Consider the following 15,970-nt stretch of genomic DNA (forward strand, 5'->3'; position numbering starts at 1 on the left):
CCATGCAACGCCTGACCATCCAGACCCGGCCCATCGAGGGCCAGAAGCCCGGCACCTCGGGGTTGCGCAAGCAGACGCGGGTCTTCATGGGCCCGCATTTCCTGGAAAACTTCGTCCAGTCGATCTGGAACGCGCTGGGCGGGGTCGACGGCAAGACGCTGGTCCTGGGGGGCGACGGACGGTTCTTCAACGATCGCGCCGCGCAGGTGATCCTGCGCATGGCCGAAGCCTCGGGCGTGGCGAAGGTGATCGTGGGGCAGGGGGCGATCCTGTCCACTCCGGCGGCGTCGCACCTGATCCGTCTGCGCGGGACGGACGGCGGCATCATCATGTCGGCCAGCCACAACCCCGGCGGCATCGACGAGGATTTCGGCGTCAAGTTCAACGGCCCGAACGGCGGACCCGCCCCCGAGGACCTGACCGACCGCATCTTCGCCGAGACGGGGAAGGTCGCGCGCTATCACATCCTCGAGGCGCAGGACTTCGATCTCTCGACCCTTGGCTGCCGCCGCTTCGGCGCGATGGAGGTCGAGGTCGTCGACCCGGTGGCCGATTATGCCGACCTGATGGAGACGCTGTTCGATTTCGACGCGATCCGGGCGCTTCTGAAGGGCGGCTTCCGCATCGCCTTCGACGCGATGCACGCGGTGACCGGACCCTATGCCACCGAGATCTTCGAGCGGCGCCTGGGTGCGGCCCCCGGCAGCGTGAGGAACGGCGTGCCGAAGCCCGATTTCGGCGGCGGCCATCCCGATCCGAACCCGACGTGGGCAAAACACCTGGTGGACGAGGTGATGGGCCCCGACGCGCCCGACTTCGCCGCCGCTTCGGACGGGGACGGCGACCGCAACATGGTGCTGGGGCGCGGGGTCTATGTGACGCCCTCCGACAGCCTTGCGGTGCTGGCGGCCAACGCGCATCTGGTCAAGGCCTATCGCGGGGGGCTTGCCGGCGTGGCGCGCTCGATGCCGACCTCGCGCGCGGTCGACCGCGTGGCGGCGCGTCTGGGGATCGACTGCTACGAAACGCCGACGGGCTGGAAGTTCTTCGGCAACCTGCTCGACGCCGGCCGGATCACGCTGTGCGGCGAGGAAAGCGCCGGAACCGGGTCGGACCATGTGCGCGAGAAGGACGGCGTCTGGGCGGTCTTGATGTGGCTGGCGATCCTGGCCGAGCGGAAGATGCCGGTGGCCGATCTGTTGCGCGCGCACTGGGCCGAGTTCGGCCGCAACTACTATTCGCGCCACGACTACGAGGCGGTCGAGACGGCAAGGGCCGAGGCAGTCATGGCCCGCCTGCGCACAGCGCTGGCCGATCTGCCGGGGCAGGACTTCGCCGGCCTGACCGTCGCCGGTGCCGACGAGTTCACCTATCACGATCCGGTCGACGGCTCGGTCAGTGGCGGTCAGGGGCTGCGGGTCGAGTTCGAGGGCGGCGCGCGGTTCGTTCTGCGCCTGTCGGGCACGGGCACAGTGGGCGCGACCCTTCGGGTCTACTACGAGACGGTCGAGGAAGACCCCGCCCGCCACGCGCTCGATCCCGCACAGGCGCTGGCGCCGGTCATCGCCGCCAGCCAGCAGATCGCGGGCATCGCCGATCTTACCGGTCGCGCCGCGCCCGATGTCGTGACCTAAAGCAAAGTCCGCTCGACCACCCACCAGGCGCCGATGGCGGCGATGGTCAGCGAGGCCGGATTGGCGATGCGGGTGCGGTACCACGGCTTGTCGCCGAACCAGTAGCCCACCGCCACGTAGGCCAGCGCCACGACGGTCAGCTGCCCGATCTCGACGCCGACGTTGAAGCCGATAAGGCTGGGAACGTATTGCCCCGGCGGCAGACCCAGTTCGGCCAGAACCGAAGCGAAGCCAAGCCCGTGCAGCAGGCCGAACAGGAACACGACCACTGGCCGCCACGGCGTCAGCCCGCGCGACAGCACGTTCTCGACGCCGACATAGACGATCGACGCGGCAATCAGCGGCTCGACCACCGAGGACGGGACCGTCACGTGCCCGAGGATCCCGAGGGCCAGCGTGATCGTGTGCGCAACCGTGAAGGCCGAGATCTGCCAGACCAGCGGGCGGATGTGCAGCGACAGGAAGAACAGGCCCAGCACGAACAGGATGTGGTCGAGACCCTTGGGCAGGATATGCTCGAATCCAAGCACCACGTAGTCGGCGAAGACGCGCGGCCAGGGATCGGCCCCGCCGCCCTGGAGCGGGATCGGCTCGGACAGGGCGCCGCCGGTCAGATAGCCCGAGTAGGGTGCCTCGACGCCGAACTGGCGGATGACGAGCGGCCCATAGGCGGCGGCCCAGCCCACGTCGACGGTCTGTGTCCCGGGCGGCAGCGCGGCCCCGATCGTCAGGGTGCTGTCGCGGGCGATCGACAGATCGCCTACGGCGGGCACCTCGATGCCTTCAAGCTCGGGAAGAAGGTCGGTTCCGTCGGCGCGCAGCGTGAGGTTTCGGGCGATCTCGGGCCAGACCGCGCGCAACTGCTCGGTCAGCCGTTCGGGCGTCTCGGCGCGCAGGGCGTCGTAATCGGCGGCCTCGGGGCTTTCGGTGCTGTCGGAATGGACCTCGAGGTCGATCCCGGCCAGCAGCGCCTCGGCATTGAGCGTGATGCGCAGGCTCAGTCGGTCGTCCGTCGCGGTCAGGTCGGCGATCGCGGGGCGCAGTTCGTGCGCGGTCGCGGCCGACCACAGAAGCGCGAACAGGGTTGACAGAAGGGCCGCGCGCCACAGCCTATGGGACAGGCCTACCCTGTCTGGAACCGACATGTCCGCGCGTCCTGCCATTCTTGCCCCGATTCTCGCCTGCCTCGCCGCCACTCCGGCCATGTCGCATGAATTCTGGATCGATCCGGTGGAATTTCAACTGCCTGCCGACGCCCCGATCGTCGCCGACCTGCGCGTGGGGCAGGCCTTCGTGGGCGCCTCGCAGCCCTTTCTGCCATTTGGGACGCGGGTTTTCGAGGTCGTTCTGGATGGCGACGTTGTGCCGGTCGAGCCCCGGATGGGGGACCGCCCCGCGCTGAACGTCGCCCTTCCGGGTGAAGGCCTGGCGATCGCCGTGCATGTCACCGGCGACAGCAACGTGACCTACACGGATTTCTCCAAGTTCGAAGCCTTCGTGACCCACAAGGACGCGGTTTGGACGGTCGCGGCGCACCGGGCCCGCGGCCTGCCCGACGCGCCCTTCACCGAAGTCTATTCACGCTATGCAAAGTCGCTGGTGGCGATCGGTGACGGCCTGGGAGAGGACCGGGCCCTTGGCCTTGAGACCGAGATCGTCGCGCTCGAGAATCCCTATACGGGGGACATGTCGGACGGCATCGAGGTGGCCGTCTTCTATCGGCAGAACCCGCGCAGCGAGGCGGTGATCGAGGTCTTCGAACGCGCACCCGACGACAGCGTGACGGTCAGCACCGTGCGCAGCGACGACCGGGGTCGGGCGACGGTTCCGGTGAAGCCGGGCCACGAATACATGCTCGACACGGTCGTCCTGCGCGAACCTGCGCCGGAGCTTGCCGCCGAGAAGGGCGCGGTATGGGAAAGCCTCTGGGCCAATCTGACCTTCGCCGTGCCGGAGTGAGGTGTCCGCGTGACCGGGATCAGTCGCGGTCGGTGTCGATCAGCCAGCCACCAGGGCCGGCGATCTCGTCAGGAAGCGCGACAAGGAAGATCTCGCGCAGAACCAGACATGTGATTGCACTCATGACGATGGTGTCGAACGAGACGGCAAACAGGGCACTCATGACGGCCTCCTGACCACAGTGACAGTGCCAGATAGCCTGTCAAACGGGGCAGGACTAAGGCGTCGTCAAGGTAATTTGGGTGCCTTTGCCGGGCATTTCACGGACTTTCGAACGGATCCTGCCCATAGCGCACGTGGGTCAGGTAAAGCCCGTCGGGCGGGGCGACGGGGCCGCAGCGCGCGCGGTCGCGCGCGGCAAGCGCCGCTGCGACATCTTCGGGCCGCCAGCGCCCCGCGCCGACCCGCTCGAGCGTGCCGACGAAGCTGCGGACCTGGTTGTGCAGGAAACTGCGGGCGCGAAAGCGCAGCCGGATCTCGGGGCCGTGGAACGTGTCCTCGACCGTCACCGTCGCCTCGTCGAGCGTCTTGACCGGGCTTTCGGCCTGGCACATGGACGAGCGGAAGGTGGTGAAATCGTGCCGGCCGACCAGCAGCGCGGCGGCTTCGGCCATCGCGCCCGCGTCCAGTGCGTGCGGAATGCGCCAGGCAAGGCCCGCGTCGTGGGTCAGCGGCGCGCGGCGCTGAACGATGCGGTAGAGATAGCCGCGCTCGGTCGCCGAGAACCGCGCGTGCCAGTCCGGCGCGACACGGGCCGCGGCGCGGATCGCGACGGGCGCGGGCTTCAGGTGGTGGTTCAGCGCCTCGGACAGCCGGAAGGGGTCCCAGTCGCGCGCCAGGTCGCAATGGGCGACCTGTCCCAGCGCATGCACGCCCGCGTCGGTGCGGCCCGCCGCCGCGATGCTGCCGACGTCGGGATCGAGGACGCGCAGCGCGGTCTCGACCGCGCCCTGCACCGAGGGGGCGTGGTCCTGCCGCTGCCATCCCGAAAAGGGACCGCCGTGGTATTCGATCAGAAGCGCATAACGGGGCATGGCCCGCGCCATAGCCCTGCGCCCCGCCTTTGGCAACGCCGCATGGGGTGGCGAAGGACCGGCGCGATGGCTATCTAGGGGCGAACGACTGCGAGGGGCCCCTTCCTTGATCCTTCAGGACATTGCCGACGGCGTGACCCGTGGCGTCGAGACGACTCTGGCCACGGTGTCGGAAGCCTTCTTCGAGCCGGCGATCCGGCTGGGGGTCACGGGCCTGTCGCGCGCGGGCAAGACCGTGTTCATCACCTCGCTCGTGGCGAACCTCATCAACCGGGGCCGGATGCCGCAGCTTGTGGCCTCGGCGAACGGGTCGATCCGAACCGCCTACCTGCAACCGCAGCCCGACGACACCGTGCCGCGCTTCGACTACGAGACGCACCTTGCCGCCCTGACCGGCCCCGATCCGCACTGGCCCGACAGCACTCGCTCGGTCAGCGAGCTTCGGCTGTCGCTGCGGGTGCAGCCCTCGGGGCTTCTGTCGGGGCTGACCGGGCCGAGGACCGTCCACCTCGACATCGTGGATTATCCGGGCGAGTGGCTTCTCGACCTTGGGCTTCTCGACAAGTCGTACGCCGACTGGTCGGCCGAGACGCTGCGCCGGGCCGAGCCGCGCCCGCAGGCGGCGGCCTTCCGGGCGGCGCTGGACGGCATCTCGGGCGACGCGGGGCTGGACGAGCCCTTGGCCAAGGCGCTGACCGCCGCCTTCACCGGCTACCTGACCGGGGCGCGCGCGGCCGGGTTTTCGGACTGCACCCCGGGGCGGTTCCTTCTGCCCGGCGATCTGGCCGGATCGCCGGTTCTGACCTTCGCGCCCCTTCCGCAACCGTCGAGGACCCCGCGCGGCAGTATCTGGCGCGAGTTCGAGCGGCGGTTCGAAGCCTACAAGCGATCGGTCGTCAAACCCTTCTTCCGCGACCACTTCTCGCGGATCGACCGGCAGGTGGTGCTGGTCGACGTGCTGGGGGCAATCCATGCCGGCCCCCCCGCGGTCGAGGATCTGCGGGTGGCGATGGCCGATATCCTTGGCGCCTTCCGGCCCGGCCGGAATGCCTTCCTGAGCCAGCTTCTTCTGGGCAAGCGGGTCGAGCGGATCCTTTTCGCCGCGACCAAGGCCGATCACCTGCACCACGGCCAGCACGCGCGCCTGGCCGCGATCACCGAGGCGCTGCTGGCCGACGCCAAGTCGCGCGCCGATTTTTCGGGCGCGGTCACGCAGGCCATGGCCATCGCCGCCCTTCGGGCCACGACCGAGGACACGATCAGCCACGAGGGGCGGATGCTCGACGTGGTGCGGGGGCGGATCGAAGGGTCGGACAAGCGCGCGGCCTTCTATCCCGGCGAGTTGCCCGAGGATCCGGCGAAGCTTCTGTCGCCGGCGCGGCAGGGGGCCGAGACCTGGCTTGGCGCCGACTATTCCGTGATGAACTTCGCGCCGCATCCGCTGGATCTGAAGCCCGGCGAAGGGCCGCCGCATATCCGGCTTGACCGGGCCGCGCAGTTCCTGATCGGTGACCGGTTGTGAGGGGACGGCGATGAGCGACCGCAGGGGACCCGTGCTGATCGAGATCGACGAGGACGCCGCCGCGCAAAGCCCGGCGGAGGCGCCGCCTGTCGTCGACCCCGACGCCCCGCTGCCGACGGGGCAGGCCATGCAGACCATGGCGACGCTGGCCGCGCGCCGGCCTTCGGCGCTGGGCCGCTGGTTCTGGCGGCTGCTCGTCGCCCTCGTGACCTTCATCCTGTCGGTCGCGGCCTGGAGTTTCGTCGACACCCTGATCGCCCGGTCGGCCGTGCTTGGATATGCCGCGTTGGTGCTGGTGGGGCTCTTTGTTCTAGTCTGCGTGGCGATCCTGATCCGCGAATGGGCGGCGATTTCGCGTCTGGCCCGGCTCGACAAGCTGCACGCGGCCGCGGCCGAGGCGCTGGCGACCAACGACCTGGTCGGGGCGCGCGCCGTGGTCGACCGGATGCTGGCGCTTTATGCCGGCCGACCCGACCTGCGCTGGGGCCGCGAGACGCTGAACGCCCGCAAGGCCGACGCCGTGGATGCCGACGCCCTGCTCGAAGCGGCCGAGGCCGATTTGCTGCCCGGCCTCGACGCCGCCGCCCGGCGCGAGATCGAGGCCGCGGCCCGGCAGGTCGCGGCGGTCACGGCGATGGTGCCGATCGCCTTCGCCGACGTCTTCGCCGCGCTGACCGCGAACGTGCGCATGATCCGGCGCATCGCCGAGATCTATGGCGGGCGCGGCGGCGTTCTGGGCGGCTGGCGGCTGACCAAGACGGTCATGCAGCACCTGGTCGCCACGGGCGCGGTCGCGGTGGGCGACGACCTGATCGGCTCGGTCGCGGGCGGCGGCATCCTGTCGAAGATCTCGCGCCGCTTCGGCGAGGGGGTGATCAACGGCGCGCTGACCGCCCGGGTCGGCATCGCCGCCATCGAGGTCTGCCGCCCTCTTCCCTTCCGCGCGCTGAAGCGGCCCTCGGTCACGGGGATCGTCCAGCGGGCGCTGACCGGCCTGTTCCCGGGGCAGGGTAAGGCCGAGGGGTAGGGGCGTCCCGCGGGGCGGACGGCCCAGTCATCGCCGCAAGGGTGACCCATGACCGAGGGCGGCGGACACGACCCCGAGGTCTGGAACGGGAAAACCCGGCCGCCGACCATCGCAATTCGCGTCTAGTTCGACTGTTCCGTCCGCGTGTCCCTGTCCGACCCCGGCCCGTCGTTGCGAGGCGCTCCGGCGACATAGGCGGCGGCGACAAGAAGGTCCTGCGGACTGGCAAAGAGACGCGCGGCGGCGATCTCGCGGATCAGCGGCACCTGGGAAAAGTCCGACGCGGTGGCGAAGGTCCGGGCAATGGCCGGCGCAGCGTCGGGACGCGCGAAGGCAAGCGTTCGCAGCGCCGTGTCGATCGGGGCCTGCAGGGCGGGGTCGCCCCCGGTCCGATGCACGGCGAGCGCGCGCACGATCTCGTCCAGTTGCCGGTCGCTGAGGCGGGCAGGGGCCGCAAGATATTCCTGTTCGATTGCCGCCAGTCCCGCAGGCCCATCGCGTTCGATCGCCGCGGTGATCCACGGCCCGAGGTTCGTCTCCATCCGAAGGGTCGCCATCATGGCAAGACGGCGCGCGATGGCCTGCCCGGCGCCATCGCTGTCGTCGAGTCCCAGAAGAAGGATGCGAATCGGTGCAAAGGGCTGTTCGTTGATATCGGTGAGCCCCCGAACGAGGTCCGCGGCCGTGACCGGGTAGGTGCCGCCCCGGAGCACCTCGTAGGGCAGCGCGTCAAGTTCTCTCAACGCGATCCGCCGGATCTGCGCGTCGCGATGGGCAAGGAGCCTGGCAAAGAAGTCGCGACGTTCGGCCGCGCCGGCGGGCGTGGCCCAGACGTCTGCATGGCTCACAAGGGTGTCGACCACGGGATGAGTGACCGCATCCAGAATCAGAAGCCGCGTCCACGCGCCATCTGGCGCACGCGCGAAAAGAACGGCCTCGTCCGGCTTCCGCGCAAGCCGCGCCCGCGTCACGCTGTCGACCATGAAGGGGGGCGCGGTTCCGGATGCCTCGCCCCTCAGGACGGCGACTGTCTCGAACGCGAAGGGATTTTCGGCTGAAGGACGGGCCGCGATCACCTCGACGCTGGCGGCGATGTTCTCGGACAGCGACGCCTCGGGAAGCGCGGTGTGAAAGGTGCAGGCCGGGGCGCGGTCGGGCAGGGGCAGGGCCAGAAGCCCGGCCAACGCCGCCGCGCGAAGGATGGTCCGTCGTGTCATCGGTCACCTCCTGCCGCGAGTGCGCCGCCGTCGTCAAGCTGCGCTGCGGCGTCGCCTTCGGATGCCGGCTGCAGCGCGAAGGCCCCGGCGAGCATGCCAATCGCCGCGACCCAGGACCCCGCGATGGCGGGCGCGATCGGCGCCAGGCGGCGGGCCAGCGCGTCGAGCCCCGCCCAGGCGAGCGCGGTTAAGATCCCGATCCCAAGAAGACCGCCAAGAAGCGGCTGCACCGTCCCGCCGTCGGGCTGCCCGGGCGCCAGGCCGGCGAGAGCGCCCGTGACGGCGACAAGGGCAAGGCTGGCCCAGACCGGGGTCCAGCGCGCGGGCAGCGTGGCGGCAAGGCCGATCAGCACCGCTCCTGCCGCCAGAAGCAGCGGCGCGGGCACAAGTCCCAGCCGCCAGCCCAGAAGCCCGAGCCCCAGCGCTGTCGCCGCGACGAAGACGGGCAAGGCCACCCGCGCTATTTCGATCGGGCGGCCGGCAAGGAAGGCCGCCGTCCCGACGACCAGCGCGGCCTGCAAGGGATCTGCCAGCGGATGAAGAAGGCCCGCATAGAAGGGCCCGAGGTCGCCGAAGGCGTCGTGTGCCAACGCCGGCGACGGTGTGGCCGCGAGAAGGACGGGAAGGCCCCGCCGCCTCATGTGGCGAACCCCGACACCCGTTCGACCACCCAGAAGGCCGCGAGTGTTCCGACGCCGTAGGCCACCGCCCTCAATCCCGCCGCGCCGGGGGCGAGGGCTGCGCGCGCCGCCGGATAGAGCCGCGCAAGCGCGACGCCGAGGGCAAGGACCGTGGCGATGAACAGGATCTGCCCCGCCTCGACCCCAAGGTTGAACGCCAGCAGCGCCAGAGGCACGTCGCCTTCGGGCAAGCCGATCTCGAGAAGCGCGCGGGCGAAGCCCAGGCCGTGAAGAAGCCCGAAGGCGAAGGCCACCAGCCACGGAAAGCGCTCGGTCAGCCGCTTCTTCTCGTCCGGCGGATGCAGGAGTTCGGCGGCGAGAAAGGCGATCGACAGGGCCACGATGGCCTCGACCGGAGGCGCGGGCACGACGATCCAGCCAAGGCTTGCCGCTGCCAGCGACAGGCTGTGCGCCGCGGTGAAGGCCGTCACCGCGCCAAGCAGCTTTCGCCAGTCGCGGACAAGCAACAGGAGCATCAGCACGAAGAGGAGATGGTCGATGCCCTTCAGGATGTGGTCGACGCCAAGCGCGAAGTAGCTGGCGAAGATGCCGCCCGGACCCAGACGCTCGGGGATGGTGAAACCGGGCGAGGCCGCCGTGAGGCGCATGGCCTGCGCTGTATCACCGACTTCGGGCGTATAGCGCACGAGGACGTCCGTGCGCGTCTTGTCGAGACCGTCGATATGGATCTCTCCCCCGGCAAGCCCACCGGGGCAGGTCGCGATCCAGCCGGCAAGAAAGGCGCGGCCGTCGAACGTCGGGGCCGGGCCGCGGCGCGGTTCGCAGCCTTCGGGCAGAACGGCGTCGATCGCCATCGGCGCGCCCGCGACCTGCGGCTTCCGCCAGGCGACGCGCCACTCGTCCCCGCCCAGCGCCTGCACCTCGAGAAACCCCGGCTCGAGCGCATGGGCAGATACCCGTTGAGCCATTGACGGAAGAAGCAGGGCGAGAAGCAGAAGCACGCGCACGATCATGGCGTAAGCACCTGCGATGGATCGGGACGCACCACCTCGTAGCGCGACAGAAGCGCCTCGTAGCGTTCCTCGCGCAGGCGTTCGCTCAGGCTGGCACGCCAATCCCGCTCGACCTGCGCCCGGATATCCGAAAGCGGCGGGACCCGCGCCTCGCTCCGTTCGGTCACGCGCACAAGATGGGTGCCCAGCGTCGTCGCGACCGGGCCGGCCCAGACGCCCACCGGCACTGCGCCCAGCGCCTCGAAGAAGCCCGCGCCGAAGCTGCCGTCGATCACCCGCGCGGGGCTGGGGGGAAAGCCCGGCGGCAAGAGCGTGGGGCGCGCGGCCTCGCCCGGGTCGCCGCCGATGTTCAGCCGCGCGGCAAGGGCTTCGGCCTCGTCCGCGCCGATCCCCTCGGCCAGAAGGATCTGTTCGAAAGCGATCAGCGCCGGTTCGGCGAAGCGGTCGGGGTGGGCATCCAGGTGCGCCTGCAATGTCGCGTCGTCGGGCTGCAGGGCTTCGGCGCCGCTTTCGGTCAGGAACTCCATCTTCGTCTGCAGACGCCTTCGGATCACGGCGTCGCCGCCATCCAGCCCAAGGGCCAGCGCCTCGCGCACGTAGACCTCTTCCCGGACGCGCTGGGCGATCATGTAGTCGAGTTCTTCGACCGTCGGCGCACGGCGCCAGGTCGACTCGAACTCGGCCACGAGCTGGCGCGCGTCATCTTCGCTGATCACAAGCTGGTTGGCCGAGACGGGCGGGGGGCTGTCGTTGACCACGGCGTAAAGCCCGAAGATCGCGGCCGCGACCAGGAAGAAATGGACAAGCGGATCCCGCAGAAGGCGCATCATGCCGCGGCCGCGTCGGTCGCGTCCATCACGCAACGCCGGTCAGGAAGGCTGCGCCGACCGCCGCGATGACAAGGCCTGCAGCCCGTATCGCATAGGTTCCCCAGGGCCGATCGGCGAGCGTCCCGAAGGCGATCCCGGCCAGATGCAGAAGCCCGGTCGCCACGACAAAGCCCAGTGCATAGGCATAGGGACTGGCGGCCTCGGGAAGTTCGGTGCCATGGGCATGGCCGTGGAAGATCGCGAAGCCACCGACCACCGCGACCGCGGCCCAAAGCGGCGCCCGCGCCCCGAAGGCCACCAGCAGCCCGAGGATCACGCCCGACAGCGCGATCCCCGCTTCGACCGCCGGAAGCGGCATCCCGGCCACGCCCATCGCGCCGCCGAAGGCCATGACCAGCGGAAAAACCACGGGCAACAGCCAGATTGCCGGCCGGCCCAGGAAGGCACCCCAAAGCCCCACCGCCACCATCGCGACGACGTGGTCCCAGCCGAAAAGCGGATGGGTGAAGCCGCTGATCAGCCCGCCCTGCACCCCCTCGCCCGTGTGGGCCTGCGCCGTCTGGGCGAAAAGGAGGGCGAGAAGGACGACGGCGGACAGGCGATGTCGCATGGGCTATCCCTCGGGCGTGTACCAGATGGGCGAGGTATAGGCGCGCTCCTGCAGCGTCAGGGTCGCGTCCTCGGGGAGTTCGGCGTCAAGCCGGACCTTGTCATAAAGCACCCAGCGCGGCGTCGGGATCTCGAGCACGCGGGCATAGTAAACCGCGCTTTCGGCCGGATCGAAGTCCGGATCGGTCCACACCGTCCCAAGCTCGGAGGCGCCGATATTGTTCAGGAAATTTGCTGTCTCGAGGTCGACGGTATCGCCGACCGGAGGAACCTTGCCGTCGGCGCCGGGCTGGCGGTCGCCCGACCACGCAACGTCATAGACTTTTTCCTGAAGACTGCCGTCCGCGCCAAGCCAGCCCTTCACGATCTGGATGCGATCAAGGTTCGCGCCGACCGGGTCGCGCAGCGCATAGACCATGAAGGTCGGCGCGCCGGACGCCGGCGTCGTGAGGTCGCCGCCCATCGGCACGCCCTTCTCGTAGCCCGCGAAGGCCGGCTGGCGGGACCGAAGATCGTCCTCGGTGAAGTCCCATCCACCGAAGAAGCGCACCATCATGCGCGGGCCCGAGGTCGCATAAACCTCCTTGCGCGCCATCGCGTCCCAGATCGCCTCGCGCGTGTTCTCGGTCGCCCAGACGCCGGTGTAGCCCGAGGCCGAAAGCGACCAGCCCGGGAATTCGCCCAGATCGGTCTTGGCGAACGGATGCCGCGACCGCATGGGCGAGGGTTCGGCGTTCGCAGCCTTGCCGAAGAAATTGTCCTCCTCGGCGGTCGACAGCGACGTGTGGCTGTCGGTCGATCCGACCAGCCCGAACTTGTAGGGGTTCACGCCAAGCTTCGCTTCAAGTGCAAGGCCCTGTTTCAGGGCCTCGCGGGCGTATTCGCGCGACAGCATGTCGGGCGTCTTCGCCTCTGACAGGTCGAGGTTGCCCGCGTCCCAGGTCTCGAAATCGGCGAACTCGTCGTCGGGCGACAGAAGCGGATGCGTCTCACCATCGCCCTTGATCTGGGTGATCTCGTAAAGCGGCTCCCACCGGTTGCGCAGCGTGACGTAGGTCTCGTCGACCGCCGCGCCCGTGTACTGCGCATCCACCGGGAACATCAGGCCGTTCGAGAGGTTGCCATTGTGCGCAAGCGCCAGCACGTCGCCGCCGGTCTTGTCCTCGTAGGCCTGAAGCCAGGCGTAGAGATCGAGCGGGTCGGTCGACCCGATCGGACCCTGCGTCACCATCGGGTGCACCTGCCGGGCCAGGTCCCCGCCGTCGCGGAAGATGACGTTGCGGTGAAGGTTGTTTCCCGCGACCAGCGAGGTCCATTCGAAGCCGATGAAGGTGGTGAAACGCCCGGGCTCGTAGAAACGCTCGGCCGCCTCGATCGTCTTCTTCCAGACCTCGTCATAGGCTTCCGACCCGGGATAGTAGGCAGCCACCAGCGCGGGATCGAGGTTGCCCTGCGCAAAGGTCGTGATCAGATCGAGGGCGGCATCCGCCGCAACCTGCCCACCCTCCTGCATGGCGTCGAACCAGCGCGCGCCCTGCTCGGTCCCCACGATGGCCGGCGCGCCGGCGAAAAGGTCGGGCGCGAAGCCCATCGCATCCGAGTGGTCGGTAATCGCAATCCAGTCCAGCGGCCGCCCCAGCCGCGCTGGCTGTCCGGTGGACGAGATCACCTCGTCGCCACGGGCAAAGCGGTAGGCCTCGTCAAGGCCAAGGCGGTTGCCGAACAATCCCGCGTCGGCCGAGAGCGCCGTATGCAGGTGCGAGTCGCCCCAGTAGACCTGGCTAGGAAAGTCGCGTTGGGCATAGGGGGAGTAGGGCCGCCCCTTGTAGAGCCCTTCGAGGCTTTCGGGAGAGGGCTGGATCTGCGCGAGTGCACCGGTTGCGGCAAACCCGACGGTTGCGAAGACGGCGGCGGCTGTTCTGCAGGTGAACGTCATGGCGGATCCCCCCTTCTGAGTCTCATTTGTTCTCTAACATGCTCGCGCGTCCAAGGCGAACGCGGAGTCCGCCAGGAAAACCCGACGTGGGATGAATCCAGGCGCTGTCGGGGATTCAAGCATGGACAAATCCCGCCCCGTCACGTCCTTCCAGACGTGTCCCCAGACCATCCGCTGCGCGGTGATGCCCTTCGTTCAGGTCCCGGTGTCGCTGGGGAAGGCCGCTGACCCGGGGCTTGAATGGCGCAACGGTGCCGGGCAGTTGCGCCTCAGAGTGACGGGCGTTGCCGCGACAACGCGTTGCTGCGGAATGCGTGCGGACCGTTCCCGCGAGATGGCCGGGCGCGGGGCCCATCAAACGGATCGAGGCTGCCCCTTCGGCAACCCTCCGGGGTTCGATCGACCCGCGGCGAAAGCCACGGCCCGGGTGCGCCCGAGGGGCGGCGTCGACCCGACTGCCGGATGTCCGAGCCAAGGCACCCACGCCAATATCGACCTCGAAGCCGCCACGGGGCCATTCAAGGGCCACTCAAGAGCCTCGGACGGTTTGGGCACACCCCTCTGAGCGCGCTTGCTACGAGCACCACAATTTGACAAGGATCACGGCGATGCACCCCGCATGATCGAGGGCCGCCCGGCAATGCCCTACATCGCCTTCGATATCTTGATCTCGCTCGGCCTGTTTGTCTGCGTTCTGGGGTCAATGCTGTTCGGCATTTCGACCGGTCGACAAAGACGGAAGGAACTGGGCGAAGAGGTCGAGCTTGGCACCAGCGCCGTGGACGGCGCGGTCTATGCGCTTCTGGGCCTTCTGATCGCCTTCACCTTCTCGGGCGCGGCCACACGGTTCGACGAGCGGCGCAGTCTGATCGTGGAAGAGGCAAACGACATCGGCACGGCCTGGCTGCGGCTTGACCTGCTGCCGGCCTCGACGCAGCCGGCGCTGCGGCAATTGATGATCGACTACACCCAGTCGCGTCTCGATACCTATCGGTTGCTTCCCGATCTTTCGGCGGCCAAGGCGCAGTTGGCGCTGTCGCAGGAACTGCAGGCACGGATCTGGTCCGAAGCGACGGCGGCCTCGCGGACCATAGGGCAGGATACGGCGGCCGCCATGCTGCTGTTGCCGGCCTTGAACGCCATGTTCGACATCACCACGACCCGTACGATGGCTAGCCTCAAACACCCGCCGCGGTCGATCTACATCATCCTGTTCGTCATGTGCGTATTGTCCGGCCTTCTGGCCGGCCACAACATGGGTCTCGCAAAGCGGCAAAGCCTGCTTCACATCCTGGCATTCCCGGTGATCATCGCGATCGTCATCTACATGATCCTCGACATCGAGCATCCTCGGTTGGGCTTCATCACGGTCGACGCGTTCGACCAGGCGATTGCCGATGTGCTTGAAACGATGAAGGCATCCGCCAACTAGGGCGCGCCGATGCCGAGGTCCGCTTTGCGCAGGACGATGCTGCACCCCCTCGGACCTGGCCGACGGTCACGCGCCTAGGCGAACCGCGCGCGCGTCCGGTTCGCGAAGGCGACAAGCGACAGCATCACCGGCACTTCGACCAGAACGCCCACCACGGTGGCGAGCGCTGCGCCCGAATTCAGGCCGAACAGGCTGATCGCCACGGCCACGGCGAGTTCGAAGAAGTTCGACGTCCCGATCAGCGCGCAGGGCGCCGCGATCCGGTGCGGAACCTTCAGGGCCCAGGCGGCGGCGTAGGCCAGCGCGAAGATGCCGTAGGACTGGATCAGGATCGGCACCGCGATCAGCGCGATCACCTGCGGTCGGTCAAGGATCACCTGCCCCTGCAAGCCGAACAGGATGACGACGGTGGCGATGAGGCCGATCACGGACCAGGGCTTGATGCGGTTGCGAAAGGTCTCGATCCGTTCGGGGGTGCCAAGCCTTTGCCGGGTCCAGACACCGGCCGCGAGAGGCAGCGCGACGAAGAGAAGCACGGACAGAACCAGCGTCGTCCAAGGCACGGCGATGTCGGTGACGCCAAGCAGGAACGCCACGATTGGAGCGAAGGCGAAGATCATCACCACGTCGTTCACGGACACCTGGACCAGCGTGTAGCCTTCGTCGCCGCGCGTCAGTTGCGACCAGACAAAGACCATGGCCGTGCATGGCGCGGCGCCAAGAAGAATAAGGCCCGCGATGTATTGCTGCGCATCGGCCGGGTCGATCAGGTCGGCGAAGACCCCCTCGAAGAACAGAACTGCCAGGGCCGCCATCGTGAACGGCTTGATCAACCAGTTCACGGCCAGCGTGATGGCGATGCCTTTGGGCTGCCGAACAACGTTCCTCAGCGCACCGGGATCGACGCCGACCATCATCGGATAGACCATCGCCCAGATCAGGACCGCCACGACGAGATTGACGTTTGCGACCTCGGCTGTGGCAATGGCGTCGATCATCGCCGGCGAGAGGACGCCGATCGCCATTCCGGCGATCATGGCGAGGGCCACCCACAGGGTCAGATATCGCTCGAAGACGCTCATGCGGTCGCGGGTAGCGCGTTGACGCGGCGGAGTC

General features: G+C 68.6%; 15 protein-coding genes. 5 read left to right on the forward strand and 10 right to left on the reverse strand.

Annotation, left to right across the window (positions count from 1 at the left end; genetic code table 11):
* The first annotated feature begins 2 nt into the window (after positions 1-2).
* Entirely contained in the window at positions 3-1,634 is a 1,632-nt protein-coding gene (locus ACRDNQ_RS01525; protein WP_431826856.1) for an alpha-D-glucose phosphate-specific phosphoglucomutase, read from the forward strand.
* On the opposite strand, the gene ACRDNQ_RS01530 is transcribed toward ACRDNQ_RS01525, so the two are convergent.
* Positions 1,631-2,779, reverse strand: a complete 1,149-nt coding sequence (locus ACRDNQ_RS01530) for a HupE/UreJ family protein (protein ID WP_431826857.1) — start codon at positions 2,777-2,779, stop codon at positions 1,631-1,633. The genes ACRDNQ_RS01525 and ACRDNQ_RS01530 overlap by 4 nt on opposite strands.
* Between ACRDNQ_RS01530 and ACRDNQ_RS01535 the strand changes: the two genes are divergently transcribed.
* A complete protein-coding gene (locus ACRDNQ_RS01535; protein WP_431826858.1) occupies positions 2,778-3,593 on the forward strand; it encodes a DUF4198 domain-containing protein in 816 nt (271 codons plus the stop codon). The two genes, ACRDNQ_RS01530 and ACRDNQ_RS01535, sit on opposite strands and share 2 nt — an antisense overlap.
* Positions 3,594-3,612: 19 nt before the next feature.
* On the opposite strand, the gene ACRDNQ_RS01540 is transcribed toward ACRDNQ_RS01535, so the two are convergent.
* On the reverse strand, positions 3,613-3,756 hold the full coding sequence (locus tag ACRDNQ_RS01540; RefSeq protein ID WP_431826859.1) for a hypothetical protein: 144 nt from the start codon (positions 3,754-3,756) through the stop codon (positions 3,613-3,615).
* Between the two features lie 97 nt (positions 3,757-3,853).
* Positions 3,854-4,627, reverse strand: coding sequence for a tRNA pseudouridine(38-40) synthase TruA (truA, locus tag ACRDNQ_RS01545; RefSeq protein WP_431826860.1), 774 nt, complete (start codon positions 4,625-4,627; stop codon positions 3,854-3,856).
* 106 nt (positions 4,628-4,733) lie between these two features.
* Between truA and ACRDNQ_RS01550 the strand changes: the two genes are divergently transcribed.
* Entirely contained in the window at positions 4,734-6,149 is a 1,416-nt protein-coding gene (locus tag ACRDNQ_RS01550; protein ID WP_431826861.1) for a YcjX family GTP-binding protein, read from the forward strand.
* 10 nt (positions 6,150-6,159) lie between these two features.
* Positions 6,160-7,176, forward strand: coding sequence for a YcjF family protein (locus tag ACRDNQ_RS01555; protein WP_431826862.1), 1,017 nt, complete (start codon positions 6,160-6,162; stop codon positions 7,174-7,176).
* 122 nt (positions 7,177-7,298) lie between these two features.
* Here the strand turns inward: ACRDNQ_RS01555 and ACRDNQ_RS01560 are convergent, their stop codons facing one another.
* Genes ACRDNQ_RS01560 through ACRDNQ_RS01585 form a run of 6 tightly spaced genes read right to left on the reverse strand, consistent with a single transcriptional unit; the run spans position 7,299 to position 13,422 of the window.
* Entirely contained in the window at positions 7,299-8,393 is a 1,095-nt protein-coding gene (locus ACRDNQ_RS01560) for a hypothetical protein (RefSeq protein WP_431826863.1), read from the reverse strand.
* Complete coding sequence (locus tag ACRDNQ_RS01565; protein ID WP_431826864.1) at positions 8,390-9,034, reverse strand: HupE/UreJ family protein; 645 nt, start codon at positions 9,032-9,034, stop codon at positions 8,390-8,392. The genes ACRDNQ_RS01560 and ACRDNQ_RS01565 overlap by 4 nt, the downstream gene beginning before the upstream one ends.
* Positions 9,031-10,047 (reverse strand): HupE/UreJ family protein, encoded by a 1,017-nt coding sequence (locus ACRDNQ_RS01570; RefSeq protein WP_431826865.1) that lies wholly within the window; start codon positions 10,045-10,047, stop codon positions 9,031-9,033. Before ACRDNQ_RS01570 ends, ACRDNQ_RS01565 begins: the two co-directional genes overlap by 4 nt.
* Entirely contained in the window at positions 10,044-10,874 is an 831-nt protein-coding gene (locus tag ACRDNQ_RS01575) for a peptidyl-prolyl cis-trans isomerase (protein ID WP_431826866.1), read from the reverse strand. The genes ACRDNQ_RS01570 and ACRDNQ_RS01575 overlap by 4 nt, the downstream gene beginning before the upstream one ends.
* 28 nt (positions 10,875-10,902) lie before the next feature.
* Entirely contained in the window at positions 10,903-11,487 is a 585-nt protein-coding gene (locus tag ACRDNQ_RS01580) for a HupE/UreJ family protein (RefSeq protein ID WP_431826867.1), read from the reverse strand.
* 3 nt (positions 11,488-11,490) lie between these two features.
* Positions 11,491-13,422, reverse strand: a complete 1,932-nt coding sequence (locus tag ACRDNQ_RS01585; RefSeq protein WP_431826868.1) for a DUF3604 domain-containing protein — start codon at positions 13,420-13,422, stop codon at positions 11,491-11,493.
* 619 nt (positions 13,423-14,041) lie between these two features.
* Here ACRDNQ_RS01585 and ACRDNQ_RS01590 point away from each other — a divergent pair.
* Entirely contained in the window at positions 14,042-14,854 is an 813-nt protein-coding gene (locus ACRDNQ_RS01590) for a bestrophin-like domain (protein ID WP_431826869.1), read from the forward strand.
* Between the two features lie 74 nt (positions 14,855-14,928).
* Here ACRDNQ_RS01590 and arsB read toward each other — a convergent pair whose 3' ends face one another.
* A complete protein-coding gene (gene arsB / locus ACRDNQ_RS01595) occupies positions 14,929-15,936 on the reverse strand; it encodes an ACR3 family arsenite efflux transporter (protein WP_431826870.1) in 1,008 nt (335 codons plus the stop codon).
* Between the last annotated feature and the right edge of the window lie 34 nt (positions 15,937-15,970).

The organism is Saliniferula longa (assembly GCF_050789285.1).
GTDB lineage: Bacteria > Pseudomonadota > Alphaproteobacteria > Rhodobacterales > Rhodobacteraceae > CAVPWP01.

Bases quoted from the DNA above. Each gene is read 5' to 3' on its own strand.
- ACRDNQ_RS01525 (WP_431826856.1), top strand. From the start codon at position 3: ATGCAACGCCTGACCATCCAGACCCGGCCCATCGAGGGCCAGAAGCCC.
- ACRDNQ_RS01535 (WP_431826858.1), top strand. From the start codon at position 2,778: ATGTCCGCGCGTCCTGCCATTCTTGCCCCGATTCTCGCCTGCCTCGCC.
- ACRDNQ_RS01530 (WP_431826857.1), bottom strand. From the start codon at position 2,779: ATGTCGGTTCCAGACAGGGTAGGCCTGTCCCATAGGCTGTGGCGCGCG.
- ACRDNQ_RS01540 (WP_431826859.1), bottom strand. From the start codon at position 3,756: ATGAGTGCCCTGTTTGCCGTCTCGTTCGACACCATCGTCATGAGTGCA.
- truA (WP_431826860.1), bottom strand. From the start codon at position 4,627: ATGCCCCGTTATGCGCTTCTGATCGAATACCACGGCGGTCCCTTTTCG.
- ACRDNQ_RS01555 (WP_431826862.1), top strand. From the start codon at position 6,160: ATGAGCGACCGCAGGGGACCCGTGCTGATCGAGATCGACGAGGACGCC.
- ACRDNQ_RS01560 (WP_431826863.1), bottom strand. From the start codon at position 8,393: ATGACACGACGGACCATCCTTCGCGCGGCGGCGTTGGCCGGGCTTCTG.
- ACRDNQ_RS01565 (WP_431826864.1), bottom strand. From the start codon at position 9,034: ATGAGGCGGCGGGGCCTTCCCGTCCTTCTCGCGGCCACACCGTCGCCG.
- ACRDNQ_RS01570 (WP_431826865.1), bottom strand. From the start codon at position 10,047: ATGATCGTGCGCGTGCTTCTGCTTCTCGCCCTGCTTCTTCCGTCAATG.
- ACRDNQ_RS01575 (WP_431826866.1), bottom strand. From the start codon at position 10,874: ATGCGCCTTCTGCGGGATCCGCTTGTCCATTTCTTCCTGGTCGCGGCC.
- ACRDNQ_RS01580 (WP_431826867.1), bottom strand. From the start codon at position 11,487: ATGCGACATCGCCTGTCCGCCGTCGTCCTTCTCGCCCTCCTTTTCGCC.
- ACRDNQ_RS01585 (WP_431826868.1), bottom strand. From the start codon at position 13,422: ATGACGTTCACCTGCAGAACAGCCGCCGCCGTCTTCGCAACCGTCGGG.
- ACRDNQ_RS01590 (WP_431826869.1), top strand. From the start codon at position 14,042: ATGATCGAGGGCCGCCCGGCAATGCCCTACATCGCCTTCGATATCTTG.
- arsB (WP_431826870.1), bottom strand. From the start codon at position 15,936: ATGAGCGTCTTCGAGCGATATCTGACCCTGTGGGTGGCCCTCGCCATG.